This window comes from Bradyrhizobium sp. HKCCYLRH1030 (assembly GCF_051168395.1).
Taxonomy (GTDB): domain Bacteria; phylum Pseudomonadota; class Alphaproteobacteria; order Rhizobiales; family Xanthobacteraceae; genus Bradyrhizobium.
In genome coordinates this window covers 384,247-404,250 of record NZ_JBNPUY010000006.1, presented here as the reverse complement: position 1 = coordinate 404,250, position 20,004 = coordinate 384,247, and the positions used below count along the sequence as shown (strand labels likewise).

Sequence of the window (20,004 nt, the reverse complement as noted above, 5' to 3'; positions counted from 1 at the left end):
AACTAATTGGCACTCCGAAGCCGCGTGCAACATTCCGTACGCTTCCCTCTAATCCTCACGCCGCCTTCGATGATCTCGTGCCGAACTGCGCCAGCAGGCCCGCGATCTCCGAGGCCGGCTTGGCCGCGCTGAACAGAAAGCCCTGGACCTGATTGCAGCCCTCGGCGCGCAGCCACTCGAGCTGATCCGATGTCTCGACACCCTCGGCGGTGGTGATGATGTTGAGGCTCTTGCCGAGGCCGGAGATGGCGCGGACGATGGCGAGGCAGTCGGAGCGCTGCGCGAGGTCCTTCACGAAGGAGCGGTCGATCTTGATCTTGTCGAACGGGAAGCTGCGCAGATAGCTGAGGCTGGAATAGCCGGTGCCGAAATCGTCCATCGAGATGCGGATGCCGAGCTGGCGAAGCTGATGCAGCGTCGCCAGATTGGCCTCGGTCTCGGCCAGCAGGATAGACTCGGTGATCTCCAGCTCGAGCCGCTCCGGCGCCAGCGCCGACTGCGCCAGCGCCTGGACCACGACCTGCACGAGGTTGCGGCTGCGGAACTGCACCGCAGAGAGATTCACCGCGACCTTGATGCCGTCGGGCCATCGCGCCGCCTCGTGACAGGCCTCGCGCAGCACCCACTCGCCGAGCGGCACGATCAGGCCGATGTCCTCGGCCACGGGAATGAAATCGGCGGGCGAGATCATGCCCTTGTCGGGATGACGCCAGCGCAGCAGGCATTCGAATGCGGAGATCGCGCCGGTCGCGACGTCGACCAACGGCTGGTAGTGCAGTTCGAACTCGCCCTGGGCGAAGGCACGGCGCAGATCGTGCTCCATGTCGCGGCGCTTCTGCGCCTGGCGGTCCATCTCCTTTTCGAAGAACCGATGCACGCGGCCGCCGTCCTGCTTGGCGCGGTACAGCGCCATGTCGGCGTTCTTCATCAGCTCCTCGCAGCTCGCGCCGTCGCCCGGCGACAGCGCGATGCCGATGGAGGCACCGATCACGAGCTCGTTGCCGTCGATGTCATAGGGCGCGCTGAGCGCCGCGATCAGGCGGGCGGCACACTCACTGGCGTCGCTGGCGCCGCAGCTCTGACTGATGATCACCGCGAACTCGTCGCCGCCCAGCCGCGCCGCCAGCTTGCCGCCATGCATCTGCTGTGTCAGGCGGCCCGCGACCGCCTGCAGCAGCCGGTCGCCCATCGGATGACCGAAGGAGTCGTTGACGGTCTTGAACAGATCGAGGTCGATGCACATCACCACGATGCGGCGGTCGGCCGCCCCGGCGCCGTCGAGCTCCTGCGCGAGGCGCTGCTGGAAGAATTCGCGGTTCGGCAGGCCGGTCAGCCCGTCGTGGTGCGCCATGTAGGCGATGCGCGCCTCGGCGCGACGACGCTCGGTGATGTCGACGATCGCGACCAGCACGCCGTCGCGGCCATCGAAGGTGATCTCGCGGCCGTAGGTCAGCACCTCGATCTCGCTGCCATCGGCCTTGCGATGGCGCCAGTCGCGGTGAAACAGATCACCGTCGGCCAGCCGCAGCAGCGCGTCATCGAGGCTTTCCCATTCGCCCGGCGGCCAGAGATCCCAGACATTCATGCACAGCAGATCCGCCCGGCCGTAGCCATAGTGCCCGACCATCGCATCGTTGACATTGAGGATCTGCGCGGTCTTCGCATCGAGGATGCACATCGGCACCGGGTTGGCGTCGAACAGCAGCCGGAACGAGGCCTCGCGCCGCTTCAGCGCGGTCACGTCGGCAATGGTCAATGAAATGATGTCGCCAAAGGCGTGGGCGCCGAGCCTGAGACTGCGCGCCTCGCTGTCGAGCTCGAACTGGTCGCTCCGCCCGTGCGTGACGACGTCGAACAGCCGCGCCATCACCTCGGGCGTGCACAGCATGTTGCCGCCCTGCTTCAGCCGATGCCATTGCAGCGTCGCCGACGGCAGCCTGAGCAGGTCGGCCGCCGCGCGATTGTGATGAACCACCTGGAAATCGCAGGGCATGCCGACGCTGTCGCGGATGGTCGCGAGCGAGACCACGCCGTCGTCCGTCGTCGAGAAGATCGCATCGAGCAGATTATATTGCGCGTCGCGCTCGTTGACGTAGGTCCCGACCAGCGTACTGCCCCACCGCGAGTTGGTCGGCAGCGCCAGCACGTCATAACTGCGGACCATGCCGTCGCGGACGCAATGCGCATGAGCGAGATAGGGCTGGCCGCTAACGAGCGCGCAATTGGCCGCCTCCACCAGCACGGTGGCGCAATCCGGCGACACGGCTTCGACCGCGACGTCCCAGCGCTCGTCCTGCAGCCATTGCTGGACGTAGCGGCCGCTGCGCGAAATCTGGAGGCCACCGTCCTCGTTGTTGAGCACCGCGATATGATCGGCGAGACGGCCGAGGCTGCCCAGCATGACGTCCTCGTAGCGCGGCAGGCGCTGGCCCGGCTTCAATGCCGCCTGCCATTTGCGCCTGAGCACCGGAATGTCGTCAAAAAGATCGCTGCTGATCGTCGTCAACGCCTTGGTCGTCGCGGCACGCATCATTCCCACTCAATCGCCACCCTGTCGGTCCCGACGGTATCTGAAGCAGACACGGCTTTAACGAGCTGTAAATGCATTGGCTTCGCGCGTTGCGCGCAGCGATTGTGACAGTTTTAAGTGGTTCCATGGTTATCGCGCATTAGCGACTGTGACACCGGTCGTGAGGTCGACGGCGATCGTCCGATGATGTTGCTCGCCCGCTGTAGTGTCGCTCTCGTCTTGCCCTGCACATGATGCGACCTCGCGATCCCGCGGCGGAATCCGCCCGGGTTGATGCATCGTTCTCCACCCTCGATGATGATGTGAGGGCGCAGGGAGAGCCGGACCTCGACTGAGGCCCGTGGCCCGCCTGCGAAAAAAATGCAGGCGGCAGGTACCACAGGTCAGCCGGAAACCCGGCCCTCCCTGCGCGATGGCTGAACGGCTGCTTCGCGTTCTCCCTGGTGCGCCGGGCTTTCTGGCCACCATGCCCCGCACGACGCGCGAGCGTCGCTGTGAGGTTGATATCAGCATCGGGATATCAGGACCGCGCGACTTGACCGTGCGCAGCGAATTGTTCGTCGGCACGAGAGACTCGCGCTGCAATCCACTACGCCCACCGCTCCCCGCCTCGCGTCTCGTGACGACCGCGATACGCCCCTCATCTCGAGGCGGGATGCGCGGAAAGATCGACCTGATTTGCCCGACGACACAAGAACTAATAACTGCGACAAAGTAACCCGACGGGCAGATGTGCACGACTTAGCGAGTCGTGTCGCGCACCACTGCTTCGACAATCACCGCTGTCGTCCCGGCCTTGAGCCGGACCCATAGCCACCGGCCGCGGTGATGCGGACCACTGACAGCGACGTCCCCCGATAGCATCCGCGGTATGGGTCCGGCGTTCGCCGGGACGACACCCGTGGTCAGGCGCGCTCCTGCCAAAAACGCTGTTCTTGCATCAGTCCTCCTCGAGACGGATGCCTGCGTCGCTGAGCGCCCGCATGATCCGCTCGATGTCCTCGGGTTCGACTGTGTTACCCGGGCAAAGTGCGTTCAGCTCGTCGAACGTGATCCAGCCCTTGCGCTCGCCGATCTCGATGGCCTGGCGGATGATGTGGGATATCTGCATGCGGCTCTCCCGGAGACTGGCTCTCATAGATAGCGGGGAGAGTCGGTGTCCTTCTGCGGGGCCATTTCGCGTGCGAGCCGCTCAGCGCGCGAGCACCTCGACCTCGCCGTCAACGCCGTTGACGACGCTGAAGGAGCGTTCGAACACCTTGCCTTCATTCTTGGCGATCGCGCGGTAGTCGCCTTCGGACAGCACGACCTTGGGGAAGGCGCCGATCGATTCCTTGATCACGTCGCCGCCGGGGTTGATGACCGACCAGGCGGTGTTGGCGAGCGCCTCGCCGCCCTTGTCGGAGACGAGCTTCAAGGTGATGACCGCGGCGCGGTGCGTCACCGTGACGTCGGTGAGCTTGCCAGCCTGGACGCGGATGTCGGAGCGCACCACCGAGTTGGCGTCGCCATAGTTGGAGACGATGTAATAGGTGCCCTCCGGCAGCATCAGCATGTCGCCGGCGGCGACGTTCGGCACCAGCGGCGCCCGCTCGCGGCCGTCGAACTGGCTGCCCTTGTAGATGGCAAACGATATCTGGTTCTGCGGGATCTTGCTGGTGCCGACCCTGCCCTCGAGGCGCAGGCCCCCGGCCGGCAGCACGAAAGATTCGCGATCGGTCTCCGTCTTCAGGTTCACCGACCTGACCGCGCTGACGAGGCCGAGCGCGACATGCACGACATAGGTGCCGGGCGGCAGCACGATGTTCGGCGTCGGGCCGCGATCCTCGCGCAGCATCTTGAAGGCGCCGGATTCGTCCGGCCGGTCGGCGAACACGCGCCAGACCAGACCGCCATTGATGTTCGGCAGGTCCTTTCCGAACCGCGCCGACAGCGACAGCACGCCCTGATTGGGAGCCGCGGCGGGTGGAGCAGCAACCGGCGGGATCGCAGCCGGCGCGCCGGGTGGGATCGCGGCGACGGGCGGTCCCGGCAGCACCTGCGGGGCCGGTGGCGGAATGGGACCGGCGGCGGGGCCGGAGGGTGGCGCCAGGCTCACCGCCGCCCCGGGATCGGGCACCGAAGCCGGCGGAATCGGCGGTGGCCGGTCGCTGAACAGTTGCGCCGCGGCCGGCGGCGTCACGAGCCCGGTCAGCGGCCACGACAAGGCGAGCACAAGCCATAGCCGCCCGCTGCGCCGGAATCTGGTGAACCCGCGACCTGTCGTCATCGTCTTGCTTTTGAACAAAAACGCGGCAAATTCAAGCCTCTACTCAACTGTCCCGGAGGAACCCCGTAAGCAGCGCGCGACTTGGTCGCATTCTCCGGCGGAGAGTTCAAATCAGCGGCATCCGGCGCTCCCGTCGACCCGGCATAAAGGATGCTTCTGGTAGGCTGGTGCTAGGCTGTCATGCGTCATGAGTCCGTTGCCGACTCGTTGCACACAGTTTGCGTAGGCGTGGAGATCTCGGTGCTGGACATTCTGAAAGGACGCCGTGCGAACGGAACCGAAGGTTCCGATGTCGGTCTCGGCACGATCCGCAAGCCGGTCATCGGCCTTGCGCTTGGCGGCGGCGCGGCGCGCGGTTTTGCCCATATCGGCGTGATCCGGACCCTGATGGCGCACGGAATCGTGCCCGATGTCGTGGTCGGCACCTCGATCGGCGCCGTGGTCGGCGGCGCCTATGCGGCCGGCCAGCTCGATACGCTGGAGGAATGGGCGCGCAGCCTGCAGATGCGCAACATCCTCGGCTATCTCGACATCCGCCTCAACGGCTCCGGCCTGATCGGCGGCGAGAAGCTCGCCGCCCAACTCGAAGCCTCGCTCGGCCGCGTCACCATCGAGGAGCTGCCGATGAAGGTGGCGACGGTGGCGACGGAGATCCGCACCGGGCACGAGATCTGGCTGACCCATGGCAGCCTCGTCGACGCGATGCGCGCCTCCTACGCCCTGCCCGGCATCTTCGCGCCGGTCCTGATCGGCGACCGCTGGCTGGTCGACGGCGCCATGGTCAATCCGGTGCCGGTGTCGGCGGCGCGCGCGCTCGGCGCCGAGATCGTGATCGCCGCCAACCTGTCGAGCGACGTGTTCACGCATTCGACGACGATCTACTCGCATGGCCAGCCGGTCGAGGTGCCGGAGACAGTGATGGAGAGCGCGCCGCCGAAGCGGCGCTTCCGCAGGCTGTTCTCGCCGGAGCGCGCGGTGAAGCGGCAGTTCTTCGGCGAGGGCGGCCGGCCGGGCATCTCGTCGGTGATGGTCGACGCCTTCAACATCATGCAGGACCGCATCACCCGCGCGCGCCTCGCGGGCGATCCGCCGGACCTTCTGATCTCGCCGCGTGTCGGCCAGATCGGCTGGTTCGACTTTCATCGCGCGGCCGACCTCATCGCGTTCGGCACGAGGGCGGCCGAACGTGCGCTGGATTCCATCCAGGAAGCGATCGGCGCGGTGACGCCGACCGGCGGCGGAGCGACTACGCCGTCTTGATGTACTGGCGCAGTGCTTCCTGCTCGGCCTCGTATTCCTGGACGCGCCACTTCACGACGTCGCCGATCGAGATCAGGCCGGCCACGACGCCGCCCTCGATCACCGGCAGATGGCGGAACTTGCCGTTGGTCATCATTTCCATGATCGAGGCGACGGTATCCGCGGGCTTGCAGCTCACCACCCGCCGCGTCATCACGTTCGACACCGGCTCGGTCAGCGCGGCGGCGCCGCGCTCGCCGAGCGCGCGGACGATGTCGCGCTCCGAGAGGATGCCCTCCATCCGGGAACCCGACATCACCAGCACCGCGCCGATCTTGCGGTCGGCGAGCCGCTTGGCGGCTTCGGCGAGTGTGGTCTGGGACTCGACGCTCTCGACCTGATGGCCCTTGGTGTCGAGGATCGCACGTACTGTCATTGCTCGTCTCCTTGAGGGGCCGGTGTGCCTTCTTGAGCGAGGCGTCGTTGCGGCCGATGCTTCCAGCGATCGTCAGTCAAGCGAGTCTTCAATCAACAGTCTGGCAATGCAACGGATCCAATCCTTCTGATCGCGCTTTGGTTGCATTGCACTCCGCAAGCTGGCCTGCGCGGCACAAATCGCCTGCTTTCGTTCATCCGGAATCGTGCCCCGGTTGCAGTGGACGCAAATGATGAATGAAATCACCTGCGCTCGCAAGCGCAGGATCGCGGCACCTAACGGTCGACCACGTCGGACGGCAACGCAGGTGCAGCATCGTCACGCACATGCGGGGTGGGATCGAACAGCGCAAACAGGATCAGTCCGGCGATGAATCCGCCGATATGAGCCTGCCAGGCGACGTCGGCGCCCTCGGCGCCGGGCGTGATGCCGCCAATGCCGAACACGATGTTGACGCCGAACCACACTGCCAGAAAGCCGAGCACCCGCGGATTGCGCAGCGCACGCGTCAGCGACAGCGCCGGAACCCTGGCCGCCGCCTCGGCATCGCCGCGGGTGAACGACAGGAAGCTGCCGCTCACGAAGGCAAAGCGCATCGCCGCCGCCATGGTGCCGGACACCGAGGCCGAGGCGCCGATCATCGGCGCCAGCGCGTGCTCGTGCGTGAGCAGATGCGCCAGCGCACCGGCCGCCGCCGTCACCGCCATGAACAGATAGAACCGGACCGCCCCGAAGCGGCGCGCGAGCGCGCTGCCGAACGGCAGCAGCCAAAGCACGTTGAAACCGATATGCGCCAGATTGGCGTGCAGCAGCGAGTAGCTGAAAAAGGTCCAGATCTTGGCCGGCGTGCCGCCGGGAAACGCCCCGTCCATCAGGGTCTGGTCGTATCGTTTCGGGACGAAGGCGAACAGGTCGATGATCCAGCCGTTCCACTCGTCCGGCAGCAGCACACGCAGATGGATCACCGCGATCAGCAGGATGTAGGCGGTCAGTGCGCCCGGCAGATTGAGGATCGGCTCCCGCGCCTGCTGGAGCGGCGGATCCTGCGTGAGGTCTGACGAGGGGGAATCCAACGGAACGCACGCCTTCGACGAGAGGAACAGATCCGTCAGATAGGCGGCTTTGGCCGGCCTGTGCAAGCGCATGGCGGCAGAGTTGATGTGCAGCCCCGGGCCGCGGAGGCGAAAGGACAGCCGATCCGCCAAAAGAAAGAGGGAGGGTTCTGAGAAAACCCTCCCTCCGAGACCTGCCGGCCTTTGCCGCGTCCGGAGCGCCCGGGGTCGTTTTCCCCACCCCGCCCCGTCGCGACGACCAGACTTGTTTGACGCCGCCTGCGTGTAACTCACCGTATCGCGGCGGACCTTCCACCTTCCGGCCGCGATCTGATGAACGCATTGTTAACGATCGCTCGGCGGCCGCCAAGCTCATCGTTAATTTAACCTTAACGCGCGGAAGGCCGGGGGAAAGCCGGCACGATCGCACCATCGGCATGGACGCTGCACCACCCCTCCTGCGAAAACAAACCAGGGAGGCGCCTGGACGAAAGCGGGACAGCAATGTCCTCCGTGACGTCGAGGGCGCGAGGGATCACCGAGATGAAACATCCGTCCAATCGCGAGCTCTTCGCCTATTGGAACGACAGGCGCGGCCATGCCAAGGCGCCGGAGCGCTGCGACTTCGAGCCGTCGGCCGTGCGCGAGCTGCTCGGCGACATCTTCGTCTTGTCCTGCGATGCCGACAGCGGCTTTCCGTTCCGCATGGCCGGCACGCGGCTGTGCGCCCTGCTCGGCGGCGACGTCAAGGACAGGAGCTTTCCGGCGCAGTTCGCGCCCGCCAGCCGCCGCGAGATCGAGGAGATCACCGCGGTGGTCTGCGAAGAGACGCTGCCGGCGATCGCCGGCGTGACGGCGCAGGCGCCGGATCGCACGACCGCGCATTTCGAACTGCTGCTGCTGCCGTTCGCCACCCGCGCGCATGAGCCGATCAGCCTGACCGGCCTGCTCGCCCCGTTCGAGACGCCGCAAGGCGCGCTCGGTCCGCTGGAGATGGTGTCATGGCGCTACATCCATCCGCCCGCCGGACCGATCGTGCCGCGCGCGTTGCGCAAGCTCGCGCTCGCCCGCGGCCTGATGGTGTATGAGGGACTGCGCTGAGTGCAGCGCCGATCTCGTGGCCCGGATGAGCGCCAGCCGGAGCCCGAAGGGCGCAGGCGAAAGCGACATCCGGGACAGACCATCCTTACATCGCGTGCCCGCGTCGAAGCTGTCGCACGCCGACGGTGAATCGCCGGCGGACAGACGTCCCCGCATGTCGCTGCGCTCATGCGGGCTACGGGATCTGGGCTGCCGTCCCGCCTCCTCAATGTGAGCCGGTCAGCGGCGTGATCGGACTGCCGTCGGGAGCAAACGCGGCGACCTGATCCGAGATGACGAACGACGTGAGATCGCGCCCGACCACGAGCGGGCCCTGATAGCTCGTCCGCGTGCGCGCGATCAGCGCCTCTTCGGGCACGTCCTGGACCGGCTTCACGGTGGCGAACACGATGTGCGAGTAGACCGCCAGCTTCGGCTTCGCCTCGGTGAAGATCCTGCCGGCCTCCTCCGGCGAGGTGTGGTGGTCCTCGATCGCACGATAGTTCGGATAGGTCTTGATCAGTTCGGGATCGATCACCGCCACCTCGTGGATCAGAAGATCGGCTCCCTCCGCCGCCTTCTCCACCCGCGGATCGGGCTTGGTGTCGCCGGACAGCACGACCTTCTTGCCGTCGAATTCGACGACATAGCCGAGCGCCGGCTTGATCTTCTCGCCGTGATTGACCTCGATGGCGCTCACCCTGACGCCGTTGCGCTCGTAGACGACGCCGGGCCCAATGTCGGCCGCGGCGAAGGCGACGCCTTCCGGCGGATAGTGCTCGTCATCGATGCGGATGCGGATGTCCTCGGAGAAGGCCTTGGTGAGATTCTCCGTCATCGCCACTGTCCCCTTCGGTCCGAACACGACCATCGGCCCCTTGCGCGAGGCCCAGGGCGTGCCGATCCAGCCGCTCAGCCACATGTCGGGCAGTCCCACCACGTGATCGGAATGCAGATGGGTGAGGAAATGCGCGGTGATGCTGCCGAGCGGGATGCTCTTCTGGAACAGGCGGATCGTGGAGCCGCGTCCGAGGTCGAACAGCAGCCGCTCAGGCCCGGCCTCGATCAGGGTCGAGGCGCTGAAGCTCGACAGCCGCGGCGTCGGCGTGCCTGTCCCGAGCAGGGTCACCTTCATCTCGGCTGCCGCGGCCGGCGGCGATCCAGCCACCACGCAGACCACGACCGCCACGACGGCTCCCAACAAGCTCCGCATGAACGTCTCTCCCATCTCCGTTGGCGTCATTGGCGCGATGTCGCGCCTGCCCATTCTATCAGCTCGTCATGGCCCGCGGCAGAGTGCTGCAGGAGCACAACGTAACGCTGAATTAACCGTGAAGGACTTAGTTTCAACACTGGATCATCCGGCACGCTAAGAGCCGGCTTTGAGTGGCGAAACATGGCGTTGCCGAACAAAAAACTCTCTCTTCCGGCCGCCGAGGAGCGCCGCCGTTTCCAGCGGGTCAAGGTCCACCTGCTCGGCCGCTACATGCTGCCCGACCGGCGCGAGTTTCCCTGCCAGGTGATCAACATGTCGCCGGGCGGGCTGGCGCTGCTCGCGCCCGGCATCGGCAATGTCGGCGACCGCGTGATCGCCTATCTCGACCATATCGGCCGCGTCGAGGGCAAGATCACCCGCATCATCGACAACGGCTTCGCCATGACGATCGGCGCCACCGCGCGCAAGCGCGACAAGCTCGCCGCGCAGCTGACCTGGCTCGCCAATCGCGACATCCTCAATCTGCCGGAGGATCGCCGCCACGACCGTATCATTCCGCGCAACCCGATCGCGGTGCTGACGCTCGAGGACGGCACCAAGATGACCTGCCGCATCATCGACATGTCGCTGTCGGGCGCGGCGATTGCGGCCGAGACCAGGCCGCCGCTGAAATCGCAGGTCATGCTCGGCCGCGTCCAGGCGCGCGTGGTGCGAAATCTCGAAGGCGGCTTCGCGATCGAGTTCACGCACGCCCAGCTCGCCGAAACGCTCGAAGACAGCGTTACCGCGCGGTAAAGCCGCAAGCCTCTGAAATCCCGCAACTTCACGGAGCACACGGCGTCCGCCACCACGGGCGCCGTGTGGCGTTCGGCCAGCGCACAGGTGATCCGGCGCAGTTAATAGTTGACGGGAAAAGCGCAGGGGACCCTGCAACGGCAGCGGTTCCCGGCTTAATGCAGCGCATTCGATTCAACCGCGAATGATTCAAATTTTAGCTAGATTCGATTCAAGTGAAAGTCGAATAAGCCCTTTGTTTTACTTGGATTTGCGTCAAATCCATCGTGGCGATTTAGCGGCAGCGAAAAATCTTTGTGAGACACATGGTCCCAACGAAAACGGGGGCCAAAATGGTCAAGCGGACGGGACAGGCAACGGGGTGGGCGGTCGCAGCCTTCCTGATGGCGATGGGCGGGATGGCGCATGCCGGTGATGACCGGGTGCTCTATGCGAGCCTGGGCGACACCGCACGGGCGCCGATCGGCTGGGTCGAGTTCTGCACCGAGGCGCCCGAGGAATGCCGCGGCGGCGCGTCGCAGCCCCGCGACATCGTGCTGTCCCAGACCGCCTGGCGCGATCTGCTAAAGGTCAATCGCTGGGTCAACGAGAACGTCAAGCCCATCACCGACATGGACCATTGGGGCGTGGTCGAGAAATGGTCGCTGCCGACGGACGGCTACGGCGACTGCGAGGATTACGTGCTGCTGAAGCGCAAGCTGCTGATCGATGCCGGCTGGCCCCGCGAGGCGCTGCTGATCACGGTGGTGCGCGACAAGAAGGGTGAAGGACACGCGGTCCTCACCGTGAAGACCGACAAGGGCGAGTACGTGCTCGACAATCAGAACGAGAGCGTCGTCGCCTGGACCGAGACCGGCTACCGCTTCGTCAAGCGGCAGTCGCAGAGCGACCCCAACGTCTGGGTCTCGCTCGGCGACGGTCGCCCGGCAGTGGCCACCGCCAGCGCCAGAGAACGCTAAGGCGTCCGCAAGCGCTGATCAGAGAGGCGAGACACGAATTCGAGTTACGCGACCCGGTCACATCCCCACCCCTCCCCGTCCCAGACCGGTTCGCGCGCGGCCAGGCCTCCCCCAAGGCCTGGCCGCAACTTTTTTTGGCCTTGCTTTGACGATATGTCGCAGGCGGGGCGCGGCAACGGCCGGCCAACCTTGTTTTCCCTCGACCGTCGGGTTTAGGTTGTCGGCATGATGATGATCCTGCGAAGCGCGACCTTGCTGGCCGCGGCCCTGACCCTGGCGAACTGCTGCATGTCCGGCGCCGGCTGCTCGGGACCGCTGGCCGCGGCCGGCCCAGCCGCGCCGGCGATGGCCGCTACGCCCGCGGTGATTACCGCGCAGCCGACGAGCGCTGCGGCCGACTGGGACGGCCGTGTCGCCACCTCCGACGCCGACACCGAGATGGTGACGGAGCCGGACATCGGCACGTCGCGCAAAGGCGCGAAGCGCCGTGGCGACTCGCGGGTCGACGTGATGTCCGCGCAGTCGAGCTCCGGCTATCGCGGCCGGATGAGCTGGGAGGAGGAACAGGCGGCCGACCTCGCCGACGAGGCCCGCCTCAAGCAGAAGCTCACGATCTGCCGGAACTGCAGCGCAACGCAGTAAGCATTTGTCCGGCCGCAGTTTTCGGCTGGTCGCGACCGCGCCCCGGAACCGGCGTGGTGCATGCGGCGGGCGCGCCATTTCGGGCTTGCAGGCCTCGCTTTTGTCGGATTTCCTAATCAAAAGCTGACGACTTGGTTCGTTCGCCAGATGCACGATTTGCGGGCTGGGCGGACAGCGTTCTCTGCTCGAGTTTTTCGCCTCTCCCAGTTTTCGGGAGGAGCATCCGAAGCTTTTTCAATTTGGGTGGTTTCGTGATGAATCCGGTGACGCGCGACACCAGACGCTACCCCGAGAAGCTCAGCCCGGCCCCCGTCAAGGGCGCCCAGCCGATCGCGCTCGCAGCCGCGACGCTCGTGGTGCTGATCGCGGGCATCGGCGGCATCATGTTGTGGCGTGCCTATGGCGGCGCGCCGGAAGCCGAGCGCGGCGCGGTGACGCGGCAGTTGCAGGCGCGCACGGTGCAGGCGTCCGAGCAGTTGGTGGAGAAGACCAAGGGCCTGGAGGCCACCCAGCAGGAATCGATCGACCAGTTGCAGATGATGCAGGAGCAGTTGCAGAGCATGCGCCGCCTGCTCGCGGCCCAGCAGGCCGACACCAAGCGCCTGTCGGACCAGGTCTCGACCCTGAAGGACTCCATCGATGGCCTGCGCCAGTCGTTCGCCAGCACGCAGAGCTCGGAGCAGGCCGCGCCTGCTCCACGCAACCGCAGCATCCGCGCCCGCGCCCATGCCAGCCGCGGCGGCCATCGGCATCGTCGCAACCGATCCTGAGACGGCCGGTCCCGACGCCTGCTCGTAGAATTCCCGCCGAATATTCCCAGGATCCTGTGAAGTGCTTCACAGATTGAAACCGGGAGTCACGCCATCCTGCCTTCACCGGATGGCGAGCCAATTTCAGGATGGCACAGGGCCAATTTCAATATCCGGGGCTGGCAAGGTCGTTGGCGCCATACTGCGCCGACGGCCTTGTTTTTTGTGGCGGCGCGTTCGACCGCCCGGAACGGATCCGACGCCGCGGCTCTCCGGCTGGTGACTTGCTTTTCCCCGTCAATTCTCGGCTCAATGCGCCCGTAAGACGCAGAGGAGCCCCCATGTCCGCCGATCCAGCACTGACGTCCGATGTCATCGGGCTGACAAAAGTCGCCCCCTTCTCACGCCGCGGCTTCATGACCGCGTCCGCTGCCGTGACGGCCGGCTACACGCTGGCTGCTGGCCCGGTGCGGGCCGAGGTCATTACCACCGACACCAGCGGCCTGAATGCCGGAGATGCGAAGATCAAGGTCGGCGACCGCGACATGCCGGCCTATTTCGCGCGCCCCGCCAGCGCCAGCAATCCGCCCGTCGTGCTGGTCGCGATGGAGATCTTCGGCCTGCATCAGTACATCAAGGACGTGACGCGCCGTCTCGCCAAGCTCGGCGCGCTCGCCGTGGCGCCGGACTACTACTTCCGCAGCGGGACCGACCTCACCAAGATCACCGAGATCAAGGACCTGCTGCCGATCGTGAATGCCAAGCCCGACGCGGAGCTGCTGTCGGACCTCGACGCGACGGTGGCCTGGGCCAAGTCGCAGGGCGGCGACACCTCGCGTCTCGGCATCGTCGGCTTCTGCCGCGGCGGCCGCACCGTGTGGGAATATGCGGCGCATAGTTCGGCGCTGAAGGCGGGCGTTGCGTTCTACGGCCCGCTGATCGATCCGCCCAATCCCGCCTGGCCGAAGAGCCCGACGCAGCTCGCACCCGAGATGAAGGCGCCCGTGCTCGGCCTCTACGGCGAAGCCGACACCGGCATTCCCGTCGCCAGCGTCGAAGCCATGAAGACCGCGCTCGCCGACAACAAGAAGACCGCTGAGTTCAAGATCTATCCAGGCGCGCCGCATGGCTTCCACGCCGATTATCGCCCCAGCTATCGCAAGGACGCCGCCGAGGACGGCTGGGCGCAGATGCAGGCGTGGTTCAAGAAATATGGCGTGCTGAGCTGACAGCCGCGGCCCGGGCGAGCGAACCCGTCAGACTGCGCCCGCGAGGCTTCCCGCATGTCGCTTGCGTTCATGCGGGCGCCGGACCGTCGGCTGTTAGCGCAGGCGACGATCGTCGCGACGGATCTTCGCCAGCTGCCTGCCGCCCTGCTCGAGCTCCCAGGCCATCCAGACCAGCGCGGCGCCCAGGCTGACGACGACGCCCATGAAGACAAACGTGAGTTCAGGGGATGTGAGTGTGTTGATCATGCCTGGATCCCATGCAAGCGTTGCGCCAGCTACTTCTCCGCCGCCGCTCCGCCGATCGGAGCGGCAACAAATCGTCACGAGATGTCGTTAAGGCGAAGTGACCGGATCGGCCGGTCGCCTCACCCAAGCTTCATTCACACACCTCGACGTTGCGGAAGCGCCAGCCGCGCGCTGTCCGCACACGCTTGCGGGCGACGTAACAGCCGCCGAGGTCCTCGTAGGTGTACGGGTAGTAATAGGGATAGCCTCCGTATCCGTAGTAGCCGGGATAACCAAAACCCAAGCCAAACCCGAGTCCAAAACCCGGGCCAAAGCCACGATGGCCGAAGCCATGATGGAAACCGCCCGGCCCGTGCGCCGACGCCATGCCCGGCATCATTGCGGCCGCGATTACGGCGCCCGCCAGCAATCCCATCAATCTCTTGCGCATCGATCCGTCTCCAAATTTAACCGGCATGAGAGCGTCATTGTACTCTGTGCTCCCAGCGGGATGTCTCTAAGCCGGATTTGGAACGGCGCGCGGGCAACCCCGCTCACATCTGCGCGATTTCGATGTCGTTACGTGACGTCCGGAGCCGCGGGCAATATTCAGCAACCGCGGCAGATGCTCTTCACCTTCCGGTCGACCGTCTTGTTCTCCTGCTGAACCTGCTCATCGGTATCACTGGCGCGGTTCGGTCCCGTCGCCGCGGTGCCTCCCGCCGCTCCACGACCCACGCCGGTCGTGACGCCGGAATTGCTCGACCCCACCCGGCTTGCGCCCGAGCCGGACGACTGCGCTGTGCCGAGGCTGTTAGTCCCGTTTGCAGCTGCCGCCCCCGGTTGCGACAGCCGCGAGGGATTGCTGCCGCTTCCGGCTCCGTTCTGCGCGTTGCCGAGACCGGCGACGTTCCCTGATCCTGCAGCGGTACCGGTCGTGCCGATGCCGGCGGCTCCCGCGCTCGCCGCGCCACCTGCGCTCGCTCCACCGCCAGCGCCTCCCGCACCGCCGCCACCGCCTTGCGCAAACACCGCAGTGGCCGTGCCGAGGCCTGCAATCACGATCAAAGTGCCCAATGAAAACCTGGCCATGGGACCGTCTCCCTTTACACTTCAACCCAACCGGACGGACCGCGTTCCGGAACGAATGTTGATCGGAGAGGATTGATGGGGCGAGGAGAGCAAGGAGCCGTGCGCAAGCTGATCGCCTTCGACGAGGACACGTTCGACAAGCTCAAGCAGCTCGGCCGCGATCAGATGCTGAGTCTGCAGGACCTCGCCGACGAGGCGTTCATGGACCTGTTGGAAAAGCACGGCGTACCGGCGGATCTGAAGGACGCGCTGCGCAAGAGCGCTGCGGAGGATGGCGATGGCGCAGGCAAGCCTGCGCGCAAACGCAAGAACGAGCCCGACGACAAGTCCAGAAACCAGTCGAAGCACAAGCCGAAGCAGAGGAGCAGGACGTCAGCATGAGCACCGACCCGTTCGAACAGGGCGAGCGCGCCGCGCGCGAGAACATTCCGGCCGAGGCCAATCCCTATCAGGACGGCAGCGAACAGCATGCGCTGTGGGCGAGCGGCCACGAACGTGTCGCCAGCGCAGCGGAGGCAGGCGAGTCCGAAGGGACGTGAAGAATCTCCGACTCCATCGGCCGTGATGTCAGCCGATCTTCTTCAGACCCTTGGTGTAGCGCGGTCCCTTGGCGACATAGGCCTTGGCCGCGATGCCCATGCGCTCGACCTGCGCCGGCTCCAGCGTGCGCACGACACGCGCGGGCGCGCCGACGATCAGCGAGTATTCCGGAAAATCCTTGCCCTCGGTGATGATGGCGCCGGCGCCAACGACGCTGCCGCGGCGGATATGCGCGCCATTCATGATGATCGAGCCCATGCCGATCAGGGCATCATCCTCGACGGTGCAGCCGTGCAGGATCACGTTGTGGCCGACGGTGACGTTGCGGCCGACGCGTAGCGGGAAGCCAGGATCGACGTGACAGGTGGCGTTGTCCTGGATGTTGGAGCTCTCGCCGATCTCGATCCAGTCATTGTCGCCGCGGATCACCGCGCCAAACCAGACCGTGACCTCCTTGGCGAGCTTCACCCGGCCGATCACGGTGGCATTGTCGGCGATGTAGTAGTTGCCGTCCGCCGGCAGCTCGGGCGCCTGCCCGTCGAGTTCGTAGATGGCCATCGAGGTCTCCCGTTCGCAGGCGACCTTGGCACAGCCCCCAGAGCGATTTCAAGCAAGCGCCGCTGCGGCGCCCGGCACGGGAACTAGGCCAGCACGCCCGCGGCGCGCAGCGTCATGACCACGAAGGTGCCGCACATCATGCTCCAGAAGCCGGCGATCACGGTCGCCAGCATCACGAACTCGAAGCGACGGCGCTCGATGCGGGCGCCGCGCAGCGTGTTGCGCATGATGATGAAGGGCGCGGCGAACACCAGGAATGGCACCGCGGCGAACCGCCGGGGCGTGACGCCCTCCTGCAGCAGCTCGAATCCCGGCGGACGTTCGGCATAGGCCTGGTAGCCGCTCGCCAAGGCGCCGGCCAAGGCGAAACCGATGAGGAGCGAGAACAGGGAATTGAACGCCTCTGCCGACATCGTACGCACTCACACACTTGCAGAACTGACCGATGCTGGTTTGGCAAAAAGCGACCGCGCCCGCCACATTATCCTTAAGGAAGGGTTAATGGCGGCCGCGGCCGGTGCGCGGCTCCCTACAGGTAAGTTTCTGCAGAATGCCGCATCGCCATGGCATAGTCGGCGCTGATTCGGTCCTTGAGATCCCCTGCCCGCCATGACGATGTTTTCGGTCCGCAGTGCCCGCCCTTCGAACGGACATGGCCATGCCGTGCCGATCATCCTGGGCTGCGTGCTGGCGGCGGCGGCAATCGCGCTGGTCGCCTACCTGCTCTGGCCGACCTGGCGCGCCAGCACCTTCAAGGGGCCCGAGCGCCTGCCGGTCAGCATCGGCGGCACCGTGTTCAACGTGCCGGCGGCCGCCATCCGGGTGAAGGTCCAGCGCCATACGGGGCCGCAGGAGCGCGTCGATCTCGGCTTCGAATATCCCTCGCTCACGCCGCCCGAGGCGCCGCATCACGTCAGCGCCGACCAGATCGATCAGGCGCCGCACCCGATCGATCGCATCTTCGTCTCGATATCGGCGCATCACGACGCAATGTCGCCCGAGACGCGACTGAAGACGATCTATCCGCGCTATCTCAATCCGACGGCCGTGCCGGTGCAGGACGGATTGAGCATGCGAAGCTTCCGCGCGGGCACAGCGTACGACATGGAGGATCTGTTCACGGCCGAGCAGCCTTTGCTGGTCGCCCGCTGCACGCGTGATGCCGCCACGCCGGGCATGTGCCTCAGCGAGCGCCGCGTCGAGGGCGCGGATCTCGTGTTTCGCTACCCCCGCAGCTGGCTGTCGCAATGGCAGGACGTGGCGAGCGCGATGGAGCGGCTGACTGCGCAGATGCACGCGGTGAAGTAGGTCGTAGGCAATCGTTGAAATCGTGGCCCGGATGAGCGCAGCCCGCGCACGGACGTCGAATGTGAGAGCTGCCAAACTCTCTCCGATCGTCATTCCGGGGCACGCGAAGCGTGAGCCCGGAATCCATACTCACGAGCGGATGTTGGGGCGACCACATGCGCCACGGCCATCGCGCGTCTCACGCCGTCCTGGGGCTATGGATTCCGGGCTCGCGCTTCGCGCGCCCCGGAATGACGGCGTGGATGGAAGCCGGGCTCATCCGCGGACGGATTGCGTGCTGACAGCGTGTGCGTAAGCACGCCGGAGCCGGTCTGCGGGAGCTGCTCTCTCAACCCGCGCGAGCGCGCCCCTGGGCGCGCCTGCACCACGATTCGTTCTGGCAACGCCGCCATCTTCGCAAGCGTCCCCGCATGCGCTTCGCGCTCATGCGGGCCGCTGCATCCGGCAACTACTCGACCAGATCGTCTTCCAGGATCGCCATCTGGAACTGGAACGAGCGGTCGTCGTCCTCGTCGTCGACGAACAGCACGCCGATGAACTCTTCGCCGATATAGACCTCGGCGGAGTCTTCCTTCTTCGGCCGCGGCACCACACGGATCTTGGGATTGCCGAACACGCGCTTCAGATACGCGTCGAGCTTCCTGACTTCCTGAACGTCCACGGTGATCTCCAATCGACAGCGAGGTTTGCAGATGATGCGGACGTTGCAGCGCGAACGTCCGTGTCCTTGTGAGTTCGACATTCCAGCCCATCGATCGAGGCAAGACGAGCCGGCGATGTCGAACGACCTGAAAGGGACGCCGTGGATCTCACATTCATTCCGCCGAGACAAACGGCGGATCGTCAAATCCACAGACGCCGATGTGTTGGCACGAAAATCCCTTGATGAGAAGGTCTTGACTTCGCGGTCGCCGACGCGGTCGCGGCTCAGATCCCGATCGCGTTGATCATCTGATCCATGGTGCGCGACGGCTCCGCACAACCGGCCTCGCCGACGATCTTCGCCGGCACGCCTGCGACGGTGACGTTGTTCGGCACCGGCTTTACGACGACTGAGCCGGCGGCAATGCGCGCGCAATGACCGACTTCGATGTTGCCGAGCACCTTGGCGCCGGCGCCGATCAGCACGCCGTGACGAATCTTGGGATGCCGATCCTCGTTCTCCTTGCCGGTGCCGCCGAGCGTCACGCCGTGCAGAATCGAGACGTTGTCCTCGATGATGGCCGTTTCGCCGCAGACGAAGCCGGTGGCGTGATCGAGGAAGATGCCGCGGCCGATGCGCGCCGCCGGATTGATGTCGGTCTGGAACACCGCCGAAGACCGGCTCTGCAGATAGAACGCGAAATCCTTGCGGCTCTTGCGGTACAGCCAATGCGCCAGCCGGTGCGTCTGCAGCGCGTGAAAGCCCTTGAAGTAGAGCAACGGATCGATGAAGCGCGTGGTGGCGGGATCGCGATCGTAGACGGCGACGAGATCGGCGCGAAACGCATGGCCGAGGTCCGGCTCGTCGCGCAGCGCGTCGTCGAAGGTCTGGCGGATCAGGTCGCCCGACAGCGCGGAATGATCGAGACGATCGGCAACCCGGTGCACGACCGAATCCTCGAGACGGCCGTGGTGCAGAACGGTTGAATAGATGAAGGTCGCAAGCTCGGGCTCGCGACGCACGATCTCTTCTGCTTCGTGGCGGATCCGATCCCATATCGGATCAAGCGTCGCCAGCTTGCTGCCCTGCTGCGGATTGGTCTGATGCATAGCCATGGCTGCTTCTCGCAGTTTCAGTGGGCGGGCCTTATAGCACGGCGCATGGAACGATGTCCTCAGTGGGCTGCGCGACGCCGGGGATCCATTCCAGCCAGCCTGCCTCCCAGAGAACACGGGATTGAGACATTTCCGTTACGCCCCGCCGGTGACGTCCCGGTTGCGCCGCCATGCCATTCGGCACCGCGTCGGCTCAAGGTGGGCAGCAGGAACCCAAAATCAAGACGATCATCGGGGAAGCAATCCGTTCCCGCCCCCTGGAGCACGCTGCGGGAGAGCGGATGGGGCGGATACCGGTGGCTGCGGCAAAAAGGAACCACCCGGAGG

At 65.6% G+C, this 20,004-nt stretch carries 23 protein-coding genes; 10 read left to right on the top strand and 13 right to left on the bottom strand.

Annotation, left to right across the window (positions count from 1 at the left end; genetic code table 11):
- Positions 1-55: 55 nt before the first annotated feature.
- The 3 genes from ACQR1E_RS20295 to ACQR1E_RS20285 form a co-directional block, all read right to left on the bottom strand.
- Entirely contained in the window at positions 56-2,530 is a 2,475-nt protein-coding gene (locus ACQR1E_RS20295) for a putative bifunctional diguanylate cyclase/phosphodiesterase (RefSeq protein WP_316170247.1), read from the bottom strand.
- A gap of 940 nt (positions 2,531-3,470) precedes the next feature.
- Positions 3,471-3,641 (bottom strand): RNA polymerase sigma factor region1.1 domain-containing protein, encoded by a 171-nt coding sequence (locus tag ACQR1E_RS20290; RefSeq protein WP_316170248.1) that lies wholly within the window; start codon positions 3,639-3,641, stop codon positions 3,471-3,473.
- Positions 3,642-3,722: 81 nt separating this feature from the next.
- Entirely contained in the window at positions 3,723-4,799 is a 1,077-nt protein-coding gene (locus ACQR1E_RS20285) for a hypothetical protein (protein ID WP_315714673.1), read from the bottom strand.
- A 240-nt stretch (positions 4,800-5,039) separates the two neighbouring features.
- On the opposite strand from ACQR1E_RS20285, the gene ACQR1E_RS20280 reads away from it, so the two are divergent.
- A complete protein-coding gene (locus tag ACQR1E_RS20280) occupies positions 5,040-6,059 on the top strand; it encodes a patatin-like phospholipase family protein (protein WP_315714674.1) in 1,020 nt (339 codons plus the stop codon).
- On the opposite strand, the gene ACQR1E_RS20275 is transcribed toward ACQR1E_RS20280, so the two are convergent.
- The gene (locus tag ACQR1E_RS20275) at positions 6,046-6,474 is read right to left on the bottom strand and encodes a CBS domain-containing protein (RefSeq protein ID WP_315714675.1); all 429 of its coding nucleotides are present in this window, start codon (positions 6,472-6,474) and stop codon (positions 6,046-6,048) included. The two genes, ACQR1E_RS20280 and ACQR1E_RS20275, sit on opposite strands and share 14 nt — an antisense overlap.
- A gap of 275 nt (positions 6,475-6,749) precedes the next feature.
- Positions 6,750-7,547, bottom strand: coding sequence for a rhomboid family intramembrane serine protease (locus ACQR1E_RS20270; protein WP_315714976.1), 798 nt, complete (start codon positions 7,545-7,547; stop codon positions 6,750-6,752).
- Positions 7,548-8,069: 522 nt separating this feature from the next.
- Between ACQR1E_RS20270 and ACQR1E_RS20265 the strand changes: the two genes are divergently transcribed.
- A complete protein-coding gene (locus ACQR1E_RS20265; protein ID WP_316164492.1) occupies positions 8,070-8,627 on the top strand; it encodes a PAS domain-containing protein in 558 nt (185 codons plus the stop codon).
- Between the two features lie 205 nt (positions 8,628-8,832).
- On the opposite strand, the gene ACQR1E_RS20260 is transcribed toward ACQR1E_RS20265, so the two are convergent.
- Positions 8,833-9,819, bottom strand: coding sequence for an MBL fold metallo-hydrolase (locus ACQR1E_RS20260; RefSeq protein WP_316203810.1), 987 nt, complete (start codon positions 9,817-9,819; stop codon positions 8,833-8,835).
- 183 nt (positions 9,820-10,002) lie between these two features.
- On the opposite strand from ACQR1E_RS20260, the gene ACQR1E_RS20255 reads away from it, so the two are divergent.
- The 5 genes from ACQR1E_RS20255 (at position 10,003) to ACQR1E_RS20235 (ending at position 14,196) form a co-directional block, all read left to right on the top strand.
- Positions 10,003-10,617, top strand: a complete 615-nt coding sequence (locus ACQR1E_RS20255; protein ID WP_315714678.1) for a PilZ domain-containing protein — start codon at positions 10,003-10,005, stop codon at positions 10,615-10,617.
- A 332-nt stretch (positions 10,618-10,949) separates the two neighbouring features.
- Positions 10,950-11,576, top strand: a complete 627-nt coding sequence (locus ACQR1E_RS20250) for a transglutaminase-like cysteine peptidase (RefSeq protein WP_315714679.1) — start codon at positions 10,950-10,952, stop codon at positions 11,574-11,576.
- A 225-nt stretch (positions 11,577-11,801) separates the two neighbouring features.
- Positions 11,802-12,218: a hypothetical protein gene (locus ACQR1E_RS20245; RefSeq protein WP_315714680.1), complete on the top strand. Its 417-nt coding sequence runs from the start codon at positions 11,802-11,804 to the stop codon at positions 12,216-12,218.
- Positions 12,219-12,472: 254 nt separating this feature from the next.
- A complete protein-coding gene (locus tag ACQR1E_RS20240; protein ID WP_315714681.1) occupies positions 12,473-12,988 on the top strand; it encodes a hypothetical protein in 516 nt (171 codons plus the stop codon).
- Between the two features lie 395 nt (positions 12,989-13,383).
- The gene (locus tag ACQR1E_RS20235; protein WP_409977902.1) at positions 13,384-14,196 is read left to right on the top strand and encodes a dienelactone hydrolase family protein; all 813 of its coding nucleotides are present in this window, start codon (positions 13,384-13,386) and stop codon (positions 14,194-14,196) included.
- Between the two features lie 93 nt (positions 14,197-14,289).
- On the opposite strand, the gene ACQR1E_RS20230 is transcribed toward ACQR1E_RS20235, so the two are convergent.
- The 3 genes from ACQR1E_RS20230 to ACQR1E_RS20220 form a co-directional block, all read right to left on the bottom strand.
- Positions 14,290-14,442, bottom strand: coding sequence for a hypothetical protein (locus ACQR1E_RS20230; RefSeq protein ID WP_315715000.1), 153 nt, complete (start codon positions 14,440-14,442; stop codon positions 14,290-14,292).
- Positions 14,443-14,572: 130 nt separating this feature from the next.
- A complete protein-coding gene (locus ACQR1E_RS20225; protein WP_316192748.1) occupies positions 14,573-14,872 on the bottom strand; it encodes a hypothetical protein in 300 nt (99 codons plus the stop codon).
- Between the two features lie 158 nt (positions 14,873-15,030).
- On the bottom strand, positions 15,031-15,513 hold the full coding sequence (locus ACQR1E_RS20220; protein ID WP_315714684.1) for a hypothetical protein: 483 nt from the start codon (positions 15,511-15,513) through the stop codon (positions 15,031-15,033).
- 75 nt (positions 15,514-15,588) lie between these two features.
- Between ACQR1E_RS20220 and ACQR1E_RS20215 the strand changes: the two genes are divergently transcribed.
- A complete protein-coding gene (locus ACQR1E_RS20215) occupies positions 15,589-15,894 on the top strand; it encodes a hypothetical protein (RefSeq protein ID WP_315749454.1) in 306 nt (101 codons plus the stop codon).
- Complete coding sequence (locus tag ACQR1E_RS20210; RefSeq protein ID WP_315714686.1) at positions 15,891-16,052, top strand: hypothetical protein; 162 nt, start codon at positions 15,891-15,893, stop codon at positions 16,050-16,052. The genes ACQR1E_RS20215 and ACQR1E_RS20210 overlap by 4 nt, the downstream gene beginning before the upstream one ends.
- 28 nt (positions 16,053-16,080) lie before the next feature.
- On the opposite strand, the gene ACQR1E_RS20205 is transcribed toward ACQR1E_RS20210, so the two are convergent.
- Complete coding sequence (locus tag ACQR1E_RS20205; protein WP_315714687.1) at positions 16,081-16,611, bottom strand: gamma carbonic anhydrase family protein; 531 nt, start codon at positions 16,609-16,611, stop codon at positions 16,081-16,083.
- 83 nt (positions 16,612-16,694) lie between these two features.
- Positions 16,695-17,024, bottom strand: a complete 330-nt coding sequence (locus ACQR1E_RS20200) for a DUF6949 family protein (protein ID WP_009027540.1) — start codon at positions 17,022-17,024, stop codon at positions 16,695-16,697.
- A gap of 196 nt (positions 17,025-17,220) precedes the next feature.
- Between ACQR1E_RS20200 and ACQR1E_RS20195 the strand changes: the two genes are divergently transcribed.
- Positions 17,221-17,919 carry a hypothetical protein gene (locus ACQR1E_RS20195; protein WP_434897479.1) on the top strand — a complete coding sequence of 233 codons (699 nt, stop codon included), beginning with the start codon at positions 17,221-17,223 and terminating at the stop codon, positions 17,917-17,919.
- 448 nt (positions 17,920-18,367) lie between these two features.
- Here ACQR1E_RS20195 and ACQR1E_RS20190 read toward each other — a convergent pair whose 3' ends face one another.
- On the bottom strand, positions 18,368-18,580 hold the full coding sequence (locus ACQR1E_RS20190) for a DUF3126 family protein (RefSeq protein ID WP_006611186.1): 213 nt from the start codon (positions 18,578-18,580) through the stop codon (positions 18,368-18,370).
- 266 nt (positions 18,581-18,846) lie between these two features.
- Positions 18,847-19,677: a serine O-acetyltransferase gene (gene cysE / locus ACQR1E_RS20185; protein WP_315714689.1), complete on the bottom strand. Its 831-nt coding sequence runs from the start codon at positions 19,675-19,677 to the stop codon at positions 18,847-18,849.
- Between the last annotated feature and the right edge of the window lie 327 nt (positions 19,678-20,004).

Excerpts from the sequence above, each read along its gene's own strand:
- ACQR1E_RS20205 (WP_315714687.1), bottom strand. The coding sequence starts at position 16,611 with ATGGCCATCTACGAACTCGACGGGCAGGCGCCCGAGCTGCCGGCGGAC.
- ACQR1E_RS20225 (WP_316192748.1), bottom strand. The coding sequence starts at position 14,872 with ATGCGCAAGAGATTGATGGGATTGCTGGCGGGCGCCGTAATCGCGGCC.
- ACQR1E_RS20235 (WP_409977902.1), top strand. The coding sequence starts at position 13,384 with ATGACCGCGTCCGCTGCCGTGACGGCCGGCTACACGCTGGCTGCTGGC.
- ACQR1E_RS20250 (WP_315714679.1), top strand. The coding sequence starts at position 10,950 with ATGGTCAAGCGGACGGGACAGGCAACGGGGTGGGCGGTCGCAGCCTTC.
- cysE (WP_315714689.1), bottom strand. The coding sequence starts at position 19,677 with ATGGCTATGCATCAGACCAATCCGCAGCAGGGCAGCAAGCTGGCGACG.
- ACQR1E_RS20220 (WP_315714684.1), bottom strand. The coding sequence starts at position 15,513 with ATGGCCAGGTTTTCATTGGGCACTTTGATCGTGATTGCAGGCCTCGGC.
- ACQR1E_RS20210 (WP_315714686.1), top strand. The coding sequence starts at position 15,891 with ATGAGCACCGACCCGTTCGAACAGGGCGAGCGCGCCGCGCGCGAGAAC.
- ACQR1E_RS20255 (WP_315714678.1), top strand. The coding sequence starts at position 10,003 with ATGGCGTTGCCGAACAAAAAACTCTCTCTTCCGGCCGCCGAGGAGCGC.
- ACQR1E_RS20285 (WP_315714673.1), bottom strand. The coding sequence starts at position 4,799 with ATGACGACAGGTCGCGGGTTCACCAGATTCCGGCGCAGCGGGCGGCTA.
- ACQR1E_RS20195 (WP_434897479.1), top strand. The coding sequence starts at position 17,221 with ATGACGATGTTTTCGGTCCGCAGTGCCCGCCCTTCGAACGGACATGGC.
- ACQR1E_RS20240 (WP_315714681.1), top strand. The coding sequence starts at position 12,473 with ATGAATCCGGTGACGCGCGACACCAGACGCTACCCCGAGAAGCTCAGC.
- ACQR1E_RS20275 (WP_315714675.1), bottom strand. The coding sequence starts at position 6,474 with ATGACAGTACGTGCGATCCTCGACACCAAGGGCCATCAGGTCGAGAGC.
- ACQR1E_RS20230 (WP_315715000.1), bottom strand. The coding sequence starts at position 14,442 with ATGATCAACACACTCACATCCCCTGAACTCACGTTTGTCTTCATGGGC.
- ACQR1E_RS20215 (WP_315749454.1), top strand. The coding sequence starts at position 15,589 with ATGGGGCGAGGAGAGCAAGGAGCCGTGCGCAAGCTGATCGCCTTCGAC.
- ACQR1E_RS20265 (WP_316164492.1), top strand. The coding sequence starts at position 8,070 with ATGAAACATCCGTCCAATCGCGAGCTCTTCGCCTATTGGAACGACAGG.
- ACQR1E_RS20245 (WP_315714680.1), top strand. The coding sequence starts at position 11,802 with ATGATGATGATCCTGCGAAGCGCGACCTTGCTGGCCGCGGCCCTGACC.
- ACQR1E_RS20290 (WP_316170248.1), bottom strand. The coding sequence starts at position 3,641 with ATGCAGATATCCCACATCATCCGCCAGGCCATCGAGATCGGCGAGCGC.
- ACQR1E_RS20295 (WP_316170247.1), bottom strand. The coding sequence starts at position 2,530 with ATGCGTGCCGCGACGACCAAGGCGTTGACGACGATCAGCAGCGATCTT.
- ACQR1E_RS20200 (WP_009027540.1), bottom strand. The coding sequence starts at position 17,024 with ATGTCGGCAGAGGCGTTCAATTCCCTGTTCTCGCTCCTCATCGGTTTC.
- ACQR1E_RS20260 (WP_316203810.1), bottom strand. The coding sequence starts at position 9,819 with ATGCGGAGCTTGTTGGGAGCCGTCGTGGCGGTCGTGGTCTGCGTGGTG.